Genomic DNA, 13,415 nt, shown 5'->3' with positions numbered 1-13,415 from the left:
CGGGGGCCGCGCCTCAGTCCTTCGTGGCGCGTTTGAGGAGGGTGAGGCCGCCGGCCTCGCCGTCCGGTACGTACACCGCGCCGGGATGGCGGTGGCCGGCGTCCGCGAGGGCCTGCGGGGTGGTCCGGCCGTCGCGGAGCTGGACGGCGATGTAGTCGGGGGCGATGCCGCGGGTGTCGCCTATCCAGTACACCGTCGTACGGCCGGTGAGCCGGCTGATGGGCCAGACGTCGGCCTCGACCGTGGCACCGTCGGGGATGCGGCCGAGCAGCGCCTCGGCCTGGCCGACGGAGGGCTCCGTGCGGTAGGTGTCCGCTTCGGTGAGCCGGGCGACGGGCAGCGTCGTGGTCAGCGCGAGGGCAGCGGCGAGCGCGGCGGCCGGGAGGTGCGTGGCGTAACTGCGCAGCCAGGGGCGGCCGCTCGTACGGAACCGGGGCAGCGCGTCGACCAGCGCGAGGAAGACCACCGGCATCAGGACGGCGCTGTAGTGCCAGTCGGTGCCCCAGTAGTGGTCGTCGTGCGAGGCGAAGCGCCAGCCGATGGTCGGCACCGCGGCGAGCAGCAGCGGTGAACGCAGGGCCAGCAGGCCGGTGGTGGGCAGCAGGATCCACAGCATCGTACGGACGGCCGTGTCCACGGGGATGAGCGGTGCCGGGCCGCCGTCGCCGCTGAGCTTGCTCCAGTAGTCGTACGAGCCGGTGCCGTTGAAGGCGGGGATGATCACGGCGAGGGTGAGCGCGGTGGCGGCCAGGCCGAAGAGGGTCAGCGCGACGGCCGCGGGCACCGCGCGCCGGGCCCGGATCAGGACGATCACGCCGATGGCCGCCGCGGTCACCCCCAGGTCCTCCTTGACCAGGACCAGCGGGGCCGCCCAGCACACCGCGGCGGTCCAGCGCCCGCCGATGACCGCCTCCAGCGCGAAGGCGATCATCGGCAGCGCGAACGCGATCTCGTGGAAGTCGAAGTCGACCGCGCGCTGCAGCCCCCAGGACAGCCCGTACGCCATGCCGACGGCGAGCCCCGCACGGCGGCCGAGCAGCCGGGCCGCGCATCGGGTGACGGGCACGGCGGACAGCGCGAAGAGCGCCGCCTGCGCGACGAGCAGGGTCACCGGCGAGGGCAGTAACCGGTAGAGCGGGGCGAGCAGGGCGAGTACCGGACTGAAGTGGTCGCCGAGGATGTTCGCGCCGGGGCCCTTGAGGTCGGCGACGGGTGCCTGGACATGCGCGTAGGACCGGACCACCTGCTCGAATATCCCGAGGTCCCAGGAGATCGTGCCCATGGTGCGGTACCGCTGCACGGACAACGCGGCGAACAGGGCGAAGAGGGCGGCGGCCGTCCAGTACGGATCCAGGCGCGGGGCGCGCAACGCGGCGGCCCGGACAGCGAGGCGGCCCGGCCTCCGTCCGGTACGGCCGGGCGCCGCGGCCGGGGTCCGTGCGCCGGCCTCGTCCGTCGCGGTTGCTTCGGCCGTGTCCATGCGGATCCTTACTCTTCCTCGCTCGCCGAGCGCTGTACTTGCTCTCTCTGCCGTATCGGCGTCTGCCGTATCGGCCTCTGTCGTCTCAGCTTCCGAAAGGTACTCGAAACCATCGAATCGGACGCCCCGTCATACAAGGTGGCCGATGAGACGTACGGTCGCCAGGGGGCGGACACCCGCCCCGACCGCCCGCCCGACCTGGCCGCTTGTCCCGGCCGCACGCCGAACCGAAGACCGCCGTGCCCCCGAAGACCGCCGTGACGCAATCAAAAATCGCCGCGACGCAACCGAAGATTGGATGTCCCCCCTTGATACGGTCACCGCTTCCCGTACGCCGTGCCGCGCTCTCCGTGACGGCCCTGGCCGCGACCCTCGCCCTGGCCGGCTGCAACCCGCTCGGCGGCAGCACTCAAGGAGACGGCAAGCGGAGCCCGGACGTTCCCACGGCGACGGGTGAACCGGGCAGCGCGCTCGCGGCGCTCGGCTCGCTCACGGTCAAGGGCCGGGCCCCGAAGACCGGATACGAGCGGGACCGCTTCGGCACCGCCTGGGCCGACACCGACAGCAACGGCTGCCCGACCCGCGAGGACATCCTCAAGCGCGACCTGACGCAGGTGCAGTACCAGGACGGCCACTGCAAGGTCTCCAGGGGAGAACTGGCGAAGGACCCCTACACCGGACAGCGGGTGATCTTCCGCCGCGGCAGCAGCCTCGTCGACATCGACCACGTCGTGGCCCTGTCGGACGCCTGGCAGAAGGGCGCCCAGCAGTGGCCGGCCGGCAAGCGGATCGCGTTGGCCAACGATCCGCTGAACCTCATCGCGGTCGGCGCCTCCGCCAATCGCCAGAAGAGCGACGGCGACGCGGCCACCTGGCTGCCCGCCAACAAGGGCTACCGCTGCGACTACATCGCCCAGCAGGTCGCGGTGAAGAAGAAGTACGGCCTGTGGGTGACGCGCGCGGAGAAGGCGGCGATGGGGAAGGTGCTGAACACCTGCCCGTCCGAAAAGCTCCCCACCGGCGGCAACCCGACCGAGGCCCCGTCCCGCTTCCACGCCGACTAGCCGGCCAAGGGCCCGCACTTCTTCCGCGCGCACTGGCCGACAGGCCGGGCGGGGCCGGCCGCCGCCGAGCGAAGCGGGCTACCGCGGCGTTCTCCCGGGCGGTGCGGGGGAGAGGCGCGAGCACGGCGGCCGTGCCCGTCAGCCTGGGTGGCTGGCCGGGCACGGCGCCGGTGGTCACTGGGTGGTCAGTGGCAGGTCACAGACCCAGGTCCCACTGGGACGCCTCGTGGTCCAGGCCCGGCGTCACCTCGACGTCGAGGTTCTTCGCCCCCGCCGGGGTGTCGAAGGCGAACTCCACGCTCGCGCTCTTGCCCGGCAGGATCTTCCCGTTGAAGCCCTCGCCGACCGTGCCGTCGAATATCTGCTCCGCGGCCTTGCCGTCCTTGCCCGCGCGCGCCTCGACCAGGGTCAGGGTGCTGTCGAACTTCTCCTTGCCCTTGTTCTGCAGCTGCACCGTGACCTTGTAAGCCTTCTGGCCCTCCTTGTGGCCCACGGCGAACTCGCCGACGTTGTACGCCGATGCCTTGGACACCGTGACGCTCAGGCCGGTGTCGTACTCGGCGGTGTCGCCGGCGTGCAGCGCCTCGCCCGCGGCGTCCTTCGTGTCGCCGCCCGTGTCGGCCGCGTCCTCGCCCTTCGCGTCGCCGCCCTTGGGCTGCGCGGTGGAGGTGTCCAGCGACTTGTTGATCTCGTCGACCGTGTCCTTGACCGCGGTGAAGGTGATGACCGCACCGACCACCGACAGGATCAGGCCGGCGATGCCCAGCAGCACGCCCGCCAGCGCGACCCCCTTATTGGTGGCCTGACCGCGCTTGGCGCGGCCGCGGCCGACCAGGCCGAAGATCAGGGCCAGCAGGCCGAGCGTGCCGGCGAACCAGAACAAGAGCGGTATCAGACCGGACAGGACGCCGATCACGCCGAGCACGAGGGCCGCGATGCCCAGGCCGTTGCGCGCGGCCTGCGGAGCCGGGACGCCCGTCGGAACCGGGGCGCCGGGCGGGAACTGCATCTGCTGGGACATGGCTGTGGGTCCCTTCCGGGAGTCTCGATCGGTTCTGACGAAACGACCTGAAGTAAGAGAGAGGAGAAGAACGAGGAGAAAGCTGAGAAACGTGAAGCTCGTGTCGCGATGGCTCAATAACAGCAGAGGCTGTGAACCGAGTCAACACGGTTCACAGGAAAGAGTTAATTCACGGCGTGAAGGGGTTCGGGGCTGTGTCGTGGGTATGCTCGCTGACACAGGCGACACAGACGCGACGGAGCGATCGGACGGGAGCCAGTCAGGTGCCGGAGAACGCAACACCGGAGACCCCAGCGCAGACCGCGGTGGAAGCCGCGGTCGCGGCGGAGGTGACCGCCGCGGGTATCGCGCGCCTCGCCGGCGTGGGCCGGGCCGCGGTCAGCAACTGGCGCCGCCGGCACGCCGACTTCCCCAGGCCCGTAGGGGGGACGGAGACCAGCCCTTCCTTCGCGCTGACCGCCGTCGAGCAGTGGCTGCGCGACCAGGGCAAGCTCGCCGAAGTGCCGCTGCGCGAGCGGGTGTGGCAGCAGGTCGTGGGCCACCCGGCCGGCGCCGCCACGGCCCTGCGGCACGTCGGAGCCGTCCTCCTCCTCGTCCGCGACCGCCCCGCCGTCTGGCGCGGACTCGCCCGCGCCGACGACGACGCCGAGCTGACCGGTCTGCTGCCGCCCGCGCTCGACGCCGTCCTCACCGCCCGCCTCGGCCCCGCCCACCCCGTCACGGGCCTCACCCGCGAGAGCCTCGCCCCGTCCAGCGCCCTCGTCCGGGCGGCCGCCGAGCTCGCCGAGGACGCGGAAGGCGCTCCGTATGCGTACGAGTTCCTGCTCGGCCGCCATCTGGACGCCAACCCCCGGCAATACACCCTCACCCCGCCCGGCCTCGCCGCCCTCATGGCCGAGCTGGCCGGCCCCGCCGCCACCGTCCTGGACCCCGCCGCCGGCACCGGCACCCTGCTCTACCCCGCGCAGGAGCCGGCCCCCGCGCAAGCGCCGCACGCCAAGAACGGACCCCAGGGAGAAAAGGACGGACCCCAGGGAGAAGGGGACGGCCCCGACCCTCAGGCCCGGCCCGGGCCCGCCGAGCTCTACGGCCAGGAGGCCGACGCCGACCTCGCCGCGCTCACCGCCCTGCGCCTGGCCCTGCGTTCGCCGGAGACCCAGGTCCGGATCCAGGCCGCCGACACCCTGCGGGACGACGCCTTCCCCGACCTCGCGGTCGACGCCGTCCTCACCCACCCGCCCTTCAACGAGCGCAACTGGGGCCACGACACCCTGGCCTACGACCCCCGCTGGGAGTACGGCTTCCCGGCCCGTACGGAATCGGAGCTGGCCTGGGTCCAGCACGCGCTGGCCCGCCTCAAGACGGGCGGTACGGCCGTCCTGCTCATGCCGCCCGCCGCCGCCTCCCGCCGCTCCGGCCGCCGGATCCGCGCCGACCTGCTGCGCCGCGGCGCGCTGCGGGCCGTCATCGCACTGCCCGCCGGCGCCGCCCCGCCGTACGGCATCCCGCTGCACCTGTGGGTGCTGCACCGCCCGGGCAGCGCCCCGCCGCCCGCCCCCCACCTCCTGGTCGTCGACACCGCCGAACTGGCCCCGGGCGGCCGGGACAAGCTCGACTGGCAGACCGTGCGCGCCACCGTCCTGGACGCCTGGCGGACCTTCGACCACGAGGGCGGCATCGAGGAACAGCCGGGCGTGCGGCGCTCGCTGGCCGCCATCGACCTGCTGGACGACGACGTCGACCTCGCCCCGGCCCGGCACCTCCCGCCGCCCGCGGCGGGCGGCGGCCCCGCCGAACTGGCCCGCGCGCACGAGGAGCTGACCGCCGCCCTCGCTCGTACCACCGATCTCGCGCCGGCCCCCGCGCCCACCGGCCGGGCGGCGCCCGCCCGCTGGCCGCTGACCACCGTCGGCGAGCTGGCCCGGGCCGGCGCGCTGCTGCTGCGGGCCGGCGGGCCCGGCACGGCCGCCCCGGGAGAGGGCCCCGTCCAGCTCACCGAGCACGACGTCATCGGCGGCACGCCGCCGTCCGGCACCCTGCCCGAACCGGCCACCGGGGACGCCCCCGAAGAGCCCGTCCTCCTCCAGGCGGGCGATGTCGTCGTGCCGGTCCTGGGCGGTGGCGCCATCGCCCGGGTCGTCGACGCCGCCACCGAGGGTGCCGCGCTCGGCCGCAACCTCTTCCTGCTGCGGCCGGACCCGGCCGCGCTGGACCCCTGGTTCCTCGCCGGATTCCTGCGCGGCACCGCCAACAACCGCCAGGCCAGCAGCTACGCCTCCACCGCCACCCGGCTCGACGTCCGCCGCCTCCAACTGCCCCGGCTGCCCCCGGCCGAGCAGCGCGGCTACGGCGAACGCTTCCGGGCGCTCGCCGCCTTCGAGGAGGCGCTGCGCGAATCGGCCCGGCTGGGCGAGCGCTTGGCGCAGGGCCTGTACGACGGACTGACGGACGGGTCCATACCGCCTGGGTGACCGGGGGTGACCGGGGCGACTGGGGGACCGGGGTGCGGTCGGGATGACCGCTGTACGGCCGGGGTGAGCCGGTGCCGGGGTTTCGGAAGTGGCACCGTGGGCACTCGGCGGCTCCGGCCCGTGGTCGGGCGGCGGTTGTGACCGGACCGCGATGCGGTTCCGTACAACCCCGGCGGCATTGTCGGTGTCGGTATATACGCTCGAAAAAAACCGCCACGACGGCCATACCGACCAGGAGCAGCAATGCACGGCCCTGCCCCGGCTCCGCCACCGCCCCGCCTTCCCAAGGCGGGCACGGTCGTGCTGCTGCGAGTGGTCTTCGTGGCGATCGCCGTGCTCAGTATCGGGATGCTCGCCTGGGTGACGCTGCTGCGTGCGGCGCTGGTGCACCGGCGGCCGGTGGGCTGGTGGATCTTCGGGGTGGACGCGGCGCTGACCATCCCGCTGCTGGCCGTGGTGGGTTCGGTGCCCGAGAGCGACTGGCGGGGGGACGTCGCGCTGGCCCTGATACTGCTGCAGATGGCGGGTGCGGTCGCGTACTACCTCGTGGTCGACATCCGGGCCCGTGCCCGTGCGCTCGCGGCGAGCCCGGCCGGCCACGGCCGGACCACCCAGCCGTACGGGACCCCTGCGTACGAAGGTTCCGCGTACGAAGGCCCCGCGTATGGAGTCCCCACCTACGGAGGCTCCACCTACGGAAGCCCCGCTTACGGAAGCCCCGCGTACGGAGGACCCGCGTACGGAGGCTCCGGAGCTGCTCCGGCCGGATACGCGCAGCCCAACCCGTACGCCGCTCCGGCCTCCACTCCCGCCCCCGCCCCCACGCGTCCGCAGTCGCCGCAGGCGCAGCCGCGGCCGCAGCGCATCGAGCGGGTGCGGGCCGAGCTGGATGAGCTCAGCGAGTACCTCCGCCGGGGTGAGGGCGCCGGGGGCGACGGGCGGCATGAGGGGGAAGGACGGTGAACGGCAGAGTCATCGCCGAGCGGTACGAACTCTCCGCGCTGCTCGGCCAGGGCGGCATGGGCCAGGTCTGGATCGCGTACGACCGGCGCCTGGACCGCCGGGTCGGCGTCAAGCTGCTCCGCCCCGACCGGCTGGCCGGCGCGCCCGACGCGGAGGAGCTGCGCCACCGTTTCGCGCGCGAGTGCCGGGTGACCGCGCAGGTCGACCACCCCGGCCTGGTCACCGTGCACGACGCGGGCAGCGACGGCGACGACCTCTACCTGGTCATGCAGTACGTCGAGGGGGCCGACCTCGCCGACCACCTCGCCGAGCACGACCCGTACCCCTGGGCCTGGGCCGTGTGCGTGGCGGCGCAGCTGTGCGCGGTGCTGGCGTCCGTGCACGCGGTGCCGATCGTGCACCGCGACCTCAAGCCGCGGAACGTCATGGTCAAGGCGGACGGCACGGTCACCGTCCTGGACCTCGGCATCGCCTCCGCGCTGGACACCGACACCACGCGCCTCACCCACACCGGCTCGCCCATCGGCAGCCCCGCCTACATGGCGCCCGAGCAGGCCATGGGCGGAACGGTCGGCCCGTACACCGACCTGTACGCGCTGGGCGTGCTGCTGCACGAACTGCTCAGCGGGTCCGTGCCGTTCGCCGGATCGACGGCGCTGGGCGTGCTGCACCGCCATCTGTACGAGATGCCGGTGCCGGTGCGGCAGTTGCGCCCCGACGTGCCCGAGGCGCTGGAAGCGCTGGTGCTGCGGCTGCTGGCCAAGGACCCCGAACACCGCCCGGCCGACGCGCAGGAGGTGTACCAGGCGCTGGCCCCGCTGCTCCCGCACGCCGGCTCCGGAAGAGGGGGAGAGGGAGCGGGCACGGGAGCGCCCATGGACCCGACCCGGCCGTTCCTGCTGCCGCACGCACCGTGGCCCAGCCGCGCGGCGCGGCCGGCCGCCGCGGGGCCGACGGTGACGGCCGTACCGATGACGGCAGCCGTACCGGTGGCTGCTGGGGCGATTTCGGAGATACGGGCACCGGCTGCACCGCCCGTGTCCGTACCGCCCATATCCGTTCAGTCCGTGCCGGTACAGCCCGTGCACGTACCGGCCGTTGCCGCATCGCAGGTGCCCGTGCCGCCGGGTACGGACCCTCGTACGCCGGCCTCGGTACCGTCACCCGCTCCCCTCGGGCTGGACGTCGCCGCCGCTGTGGAAGAGGTCAAGCGGCTGCTGGACCACGGGCGGATCACCCGGGCCGTCGACATCCTGGGCGGCATCCTGCCGGCCGCCGCCGCGCGGCACGGCGAGCACTCGCCGGTCGTGCGTACGCTGCGCAAGCAGTACGCGGCCACGCTGATGGACGACGGGCAGTACCGGCGTGCGCTGCCGGAACTGCGGCTCCTGGCCGAGGAGTTCGCGCGCGGCTCCGGTCCGCGGGCGGCCCACCAGGCGCTCCAGTTCCGTTTCGAGGCGGCGCAGTGCCTGGAGCAGCTGGGCGAGGCCGCGGCGGCCCTGGAGGAGTACCGCACGCTGCTGCCGCACTTCGAGGCGGCGTCCGACGACCCGGTACGGCCGCTGGAGATCCGGCGTTCCATCGGCCACTTGCTGCTCGCGCTGGGCGAGCGCGGTGCGGCGCAGGAGACGCTGGCCCGGCTGCTGTACGACGCGGAGCGGGTGCACGGCGCGCATCACGCCTTCCCCGCGGAGGTGCGCCGGACGCTGGAGTGGCTGGCCCGCGTCCGCTGAGCGGCAGCGGGGCCGCCGCGCCCGGGCCACCGGCCCTGCGGCACGAAACACAAAAGTGCCGCAATCGTTGGTCGAATTGCTGGTCCGCGCCGCGCGGACTCCATACCATCGATCAACGCCAGGACTGATACGCCCGCGAGGTGCTGTGGAAGGCCCCCGCTGTCGTTCATGATCTTCGCCGGGAGGCCGAATGCTCCGCCGTAGGACTGCGCTCTCCGTTTCCGCCGCCGTGATCGTGGCGGCCCCGCTCCTGTCCGCCTGCGGCAGTGACGCGCACCCAGGTGCCGCGGCCGTCGTGGGAGGCGAGCGGATCACCGTGGCGCAGCTCCAGGCGCGGGTGAAGAACGTCCGTACCGCCCAGGAAGGCGCCCCGCAGGGCGCGCAGCTCATCGAGAACACCGGCCGGCTCAGCCTGGCCACGCTCAACAGCATGATCTTCGACCGGGTACTGGCGCGCAGCGCGAAGGACGCCGGCGTCGAGGCCAGCCGTTCCGACGTGCAGAAGTGGCGGTCCGCCGCCGAGCGGCGGGCCGGTGGCGCCGACCGGCTGAAGACGATGTGGCTGCAGCAGGCCATCGCGCCGGGCGAGATCGACGGGGTGGTGCGCAACCAGATCCTGATGGACGGGATCGCGAAGAAGCTGGGCGTGAACCGCCAGTCGCCGCAGGGGCAGCAGCGGCTGGCCCAGGCGCTGGCCAAGACCTCGCGCGACCTCGGGATCGAGGTGAACCCGCGCTTCGGCAAGTGGGACGACCGCCAGGTCATGCTCGGCGAGGCGAAGACCCCGTGGGTGCGGACGGAGCAGAAGCAGCAGGTGTGAGGCCCGCGCGGGCGGGTGCGGGAGGGCAGGGCCGTCCCGCACCCGGTCCGGCGGTGCGTTACGTTCGACGGGTGAACGCTTCCGCCACCGGCCGCCTGGTCCTGCTCACCACCAGCCACCGGGTCGCACCCGGCCTGCTGTCCTGGCCCGCGTGGCAGACGCTGCGCGACGCCGACCGCGTGCTGTGCGCCGACCCGGACCACCCGCAGCTGCCGTACCTCGCCGAGGCGGGCATCGCCGTCGAGACCGCGTCCGTACCGAGCGCTCGTGAGCTGGTCGACTACTGCGTCGCGGAGGCCCGTACCGCCGTCGTGCTGACCTCCGCCGACGGCGAGAGCGCGCTGACCGACGGGCTGGCCCGGCTCGCCGGGTCGGGCCGCGAGGCGATGCCCGACCTGGAGCTGCTGCCCGGTTCGTACGATCTGCCGGGCGCCCGGCTGCTGGACCTCGTACAGGTCATGGACCAGATCCGCGTCGCGTGCCCGTGGAGCGGCATCCGGACCCACGAGGACCTGGCGAAGTACGGCCTGGAGGAGGCGTACGAGCTGGTCGAGGCGATCGAGGAGGGGGACCGGGAGGCGCTCGCCGAGGAGCTGGGCGATGTGCTGCTCCAGGTCGTCTTCCACTCCCGGATCGCCCAGGACGACCCTGACGAGCCGTTCTCGATCGACGATGTCGCGGGCATCATCGTCGACAAGCTGATCCACCGGCATCCGCACGTCTTCGGCGACGCGGAGGCCGCGACGCCGGAGGACGTCAGGGCGCACTGGCTGCGGACGAAGGCCGTCGAGAAGCAGCGCGAGTCGGTGACGGAGGGCGTACCGCTGGGTCAGCCGGCGCTGGCGCTGGCCGCGAAGCTGGCCTCGCGGGCCCGTACGGCCGGGCTCGACGTGCCGGTCGCGGGCGAGGGCATCGGGTACGAGCTGCTGACGCTGGCCGTACGGGCCCAGGCGGAGGGCACCGACCCGGAGACGGCGCTGCGGGCGGCGGCGCGGACGTACCGGGATGCGATCTTGGCGGCGGAGCGGGCGGGGTAGGCGGCCAGCTGTTTCCTGGCAGGGCCCCTCCCTCTCCCAACCACGAAGACCCGGGATCCACGGCAAAGGCCCCTCCCCCACCTCCACCGCACTACCCAAAAGCTACCGCCCGCCACTGACAGTCACCGGCGCCTGTGGACAACCGGTTACGGTCGAGAGGTGCACGAGACCACCGCCTCCGCCTCCGCCTGTCCCGAGCTCTTCACCTGGGAGTTCGCCGCCGACCCCTATCCCGCGTACGCCTGGCTGCGGGAGCACGCGCCCGTCCACCGCACCGCGCTGCCCAGCGGGGTCGAGGCGTGGCTGGTCACCCGGTACGCGGACGCGCGCGAGGCGCTGGCCGACCCCCGGCTCTCCAAGAACCCGCAGCACCACAGCGAGGCCGCGCACGGCAAGGGCAAGGTCGGCATCCCCGGCGAGCGCAGCGCCAACCTGATGACGCACCTGCTCAACATCGACCCGCCGGACCACACCCGGCTGCGCCGGCTCGTCTCCAAGGCGTTCACGCCGCGTACGGTGGCGCGCTTCGCGCCGCGCGTACAGGAGCTGACCGACCAGCTGATCGACGGCTTCGCCGAGCGCGGCGAGGCGGACCTCATCCACGAGTTCGCCTTCCCGCTCCCCATCTACGCGATCTGCGACCTGCTGGGCGTGCCCCGCGAGGACCAGGACGACTTCCGGGACTGGGCCGGGATGATGATCCGGCACGGGGGAGGGCCGCGCGGCGGGGTCGCCCGGTCCGTGAAGAAGATGCGGGCATATCTGGCCGATCTGATCCACCGCAAGCGCGAGTCGCTGGCGGCCGAGGAGACCGGGGACGAGGACCTGATCTCGGCCCTCATCCGGGCCTCCGACCACGGCGAGCACCTCACCGAGAACGAGGCCGCCGCGATGGCCTTCATCCTGCTGTTCGCCGGGTTCGAGACGACGGTCAACCTGATCGGAAACGGTACTTACGCGCTGCTGCGCAACCCGGAGCAGCGGGCGCGGCTGCAGGCCGCGCTGGCCGCGGGCGACGAGGAGCTGCTCGCCACCGGGATCGAGGAACTGCTGCGCTACGACGGCCCGGTGGAGCTGGCGACCTGGCGGTTCGCGACGCAGGAGCTGACGATCGGCGGGCAGCGGATCGCCGCGGGCGACCCGGTGCTGGTGGTACTGGCGGCCGCCGACCGGGACCCGGAGCGGTTCGACGCGCCGGACACGCTGGACCTCGGGCGCCGCGACAACCAGCACCTCGGGTACGGGCACGGCATCCACTACTGCCTGGGCGCGCCGCTCGCCCGCCTCGAAGGCCGTGCGGCGCTGGCGACCCTGCTGACCCGGCTGCCCGACCTCCGGCTGGCCGCCGACCCCGATGACCTGCGGTGGCGCGGCGGCCTCATCATGCGCGGGCTGCGGGCGCTGCCGGTGGGATTCACGCCGGAGAGCGCGCGGGAGACGCCGCCCGGGGCTCCGGACGGCGCGTCGTCCGACGCCCCAAAAGGCGCATAGCGCAACGTCCCGGGCGGAGTGCCGGGCCGCGTCCCGACGACCTGTCAGAAAGGGCATTCGCGTACGTACCGGAATGCGCCAAGGGCGCCGGGGCCGGGCCGGATTGATCCGGCGTCAGCAGCGTGACCCGGGCGTGATCTCGGCTACACCGGGTTGAGACCGGAGCGGGCCCCCGTTACTTTGCCTGCGACAACTCAAGCCGCCGCTCGAAAGGCACTCGCATGCGCTCCGGCAACGGTAGACACCGCCGACCCCGTCAGGCTCCCGCCCTCCTGGTGGCGGCCTCCGTCACGGGGGCCGGGCTGGCGTTGCCGCTGCTCACCGCGGGCGGCGCCCAGGCCGCCGACACCGCCACCTGGGACCGTGTCGCGCTGTGCGAGAGCGGCGGCATCTGGAGTGCCAACTCCGGCAACGGCTTCTACGGCGGGCTGCAGCTGACCCTGGAGATGTGGAAGGACTACGGCGGCGAGTCCTACGCCGAGCGCCCGGACCTGGCCAGCCGCTCCCAGCAGATTGCGGTCGCCGAGTCGATCCTGAACGACCGCGGCCCGGACGCCTGGCCGAGCTGCTCGGTCAACGCCGGCCTCGACCTGGACGGGCTGATACCGGACGTGGACCCGGGCGGCACGCAGACGCCGGCGCCGGAGCCCTCGGACGGCGGCATCGGCGACGGGCTCGAGGGCGGCACGGACACCGGCGACACCCAGCCGTCCGACGGCGCCACGGACGGCGCCACCGACGAGCCGTCGGCCACGCCCTCCGGTGACGCCGATGCCGGCTCCGGCGACGCGCAGCCCTCCGAAGACGCCTCCGAGAGCCCCTCCGAGCAGCCCACCGCCGAGCCCTCGGACCCCTCGGCCGAACAGCCCTCCGACGGGGCCACCGAGCCGCCCGCGTCGTCCGACGGCGGCGCCTCCGCGCCCGGTACCGGCCGGCACCGTGGCGGCGCCGACGACGGCAAGGGCGACGGCAAGGACGGGCGCCCCCAGGGGCGGCACGCCTCGCGCGGCGGTGACGGTCACCGCGGTACCGGGGAGGGCGACGGCGTGTACACGGTGCGGCCCGGCGACAACCTCTCCGCGATCGCGGCGGAGCACGGACTCGCCGAGGGGTGGACCGGGCTGTACGACGCCAACGAGGGCGTCATCGGAGCTGATCCGGACCTTATCCGGCCAGGTCAGCGACTCGACCTCGGGCAGTGACCGGGGGCCGCAGGCCCTAAGTGCGCGATGGTTGCCCTCAATTGGGGAAAGTGAGACATGGGTCTCGTCCCGCGGCATTCCGTCCGGCCTGTCCCGTTCTTTCCATACCGTGTTCGACCTGCGCAAATGGATG

The 13,415-nt window shown here is 73.4% G+C and carries 10 protein-coding genes; 8 read left to right on the top strand and 2 right to left on the bottom strand.

Annotated elements, in window-relative coordinates:
- Window positions 1-13: 13 nt before the first annotated feature.
- Window positions 14-1,480, bottom strand: coding sequence for a DUF2079 domain-containing protein (locus tag ACIGXO_RS18440; RefSeq protein WP_399787456.1), 1,467 nt, complete (start codon window positions 1,478-1,480; stop codon window positions 14-16).
- 350 nt (window positions 1,481-1,830) lie between these two features.
- On the opposite strand from ACIGXO_RS18440, the gene ACIGXO_RS18435 reads away from it, so the two are divergent.
- The gene (locus tag ACIGXO_RS18435; protein WP_399787453.1) at window positions 1,831-2,544 is read left to right on the top strand and encodes an HNH endonuclease family protein; all 714 of its coding nucleotides are present in this window, start codon (window positions 1,831-1,833) and stop codon (window positions 2,542-2,544) included.
- Window positions 2,545-2,740: 196 nt separating this feature from the next.
- Here ACIGXO_RS18435 and ACIGXO_RS18430 read toward each other — a convergent pair whose 3' ends face one another.
- Complete coding sequence (locus ACIGXO_RS18430) at window positions 2,741-3,565, bottom strand: DUF4190 domain-containing protein (RefSeq protein WP_399787450.1); 825 nt, start codon at window positions 3,563-3,565, stop codon at window positions 2,741-2,743.
- 263 nt (window positions 3,566-3,828) lie between these two features.
- Between ACIGXO_RS18430 and ACIGXO_RS18425 the strand changes: the two genes are divergently transcribed.
- The 7 genes from ACIGXO_RS18425 to ACIGXO_RS18395 all read left to right on the top strand — a co-directional run bounded on the left by ACIGXO_RS18425 (window position 3,829) and on the right by ACIGXO_RS18395 (window position 13,282).
- A complete protein-coding gene (locus ACIGXO_RS18425) occupies window positions 3,829-6,036 on the top strand; it encodes an N-6 DNA methylase (RefSeq protein WP_399787447.1) in 2,208 nt (735 codons plus the stop codon).
- Between the two features lie 243 nt (window positions 6,037-6,279).
- The gene (locus ACIGXO_RS18420) at window positions 6,280-6,999 is read left to right on the top strand and encodes a hypothetical protein (RefSeq protein WP_399787444.1); all 720 of its coding nucleotides are present in this window, start codon (window positions 6,280-6,282) and stop codon (window positions 6,997-6,999) included.
- Window positions 6,996-8,732 (top strand): protein kinase, encoded by a 1,737-nt coding sequence (locus ACIGXO_RS18415; RefSeq protein WP_399787441.1) that lies wholly within the window; start codon window positions 6,996-6,998, stop codon window positions 8,730-8,732. The genes ACIGXO_RS18420 and ACIGXO_RS18415 overlap by 4 nt, the downstream gene beginning before the upstream one ends.
- A 190-nt stretch (window positions 8,733-8,922) precedes the next feature.
- Window positions 8,923-9,552 carry a SurA N-terminal domain-containing protein gene (locus ACIGXO_RS18410; protein WP_399787438.1) on the top strand — a complete coding sequence of 210 codons (630 nt, stop codon included), beginning with the start codon at window positions 8,923-8,925 and terminating at the stop codon, window positions 9,550-9,552.
- 71 nt (window positions 9,553-9,623) lie between these two features.
- Window positions 9,624-10,589, top strand: coding sequence for a nucleoside triphosphate pyrophosphohydrolase (locus ACIGXO_RS18405; protein ID WP_399787435.1), 966 nt, complete (start codon window positions 9,624-9,626; stop codon window positions 10,587-10,589).
- A 159-nt stretch (window positions 10,590-10,748) separates the two neighbouring features.
- Window positions 10,749-12,080: a cytochrome P450 gene (locus ACIGXO_RS18400; RefSeq protein ID WP_399787432.1), complete on the top strand. Its 1,332-nt coding sequence runs from the start codon at window positions 10,749-10,751 to the stop codon at window positions 12,078-12,080.
- A gap of 275 nt (window positions 12,081-12,355) precedes the next feature.
- Window positions 12,356-13,282, top strand: coding sequence for a transglycosylase family protein (locus ACIGXO_RS18395; protein WP_399787430.1), 927 nt, complete (start codon window positions 12,356-12,358; stop codon window positions 13,280-13,282).
- Window positions 13,283-13,415 lie beyond the last annotated feature (133 nt).

The sequence above is a fragment of the Streptomyces sp. NPDC053542 genome (assembly GCF_044544685.1).
Lineage (GTDB): Bacteria > Actinomycetota > Actinomycetes > Streptomycetales > Streptomycetaceae > Streptomyces.
This window is presented reverse-complemented; position numbering and strand designations above follow the sequence as displayed.

Excerpts from the sequence above, each read along its gene's own strand:
- ACIGXO_RS18440 (WP_399787456.1), bottom strand. The coding sequence starts at position 1,480 with ATGGACACGGCCGAAGCAACCGCGACGGACGAGGCCGGCGCACGGACC.
- ACIGXO_RS18420 (WP_399787444.1), top strand. The coding sequence starts at position 6,280 with ATGCACGGCCCTGCCCCGGCTCCGCCACCGCCCCGCCTTCCCAAGGCG.
- ACIGXO_RS18410 (WP_399787438.1), top strand. The coding sequence starts at position 8,923 with ATGCTCCGCCGTAGGACTGCGCTCTCCGTTTCCGCCGCCGTGATCGTG.
- ACIGXO_RS18430 (WP_399787450.1), bottom strand. The coding sequence starts at position 3,565 with ATGTCCCAGCAGATGCAGTTCCCGCCCGGCGCCCCGGTTCCGACGGGC.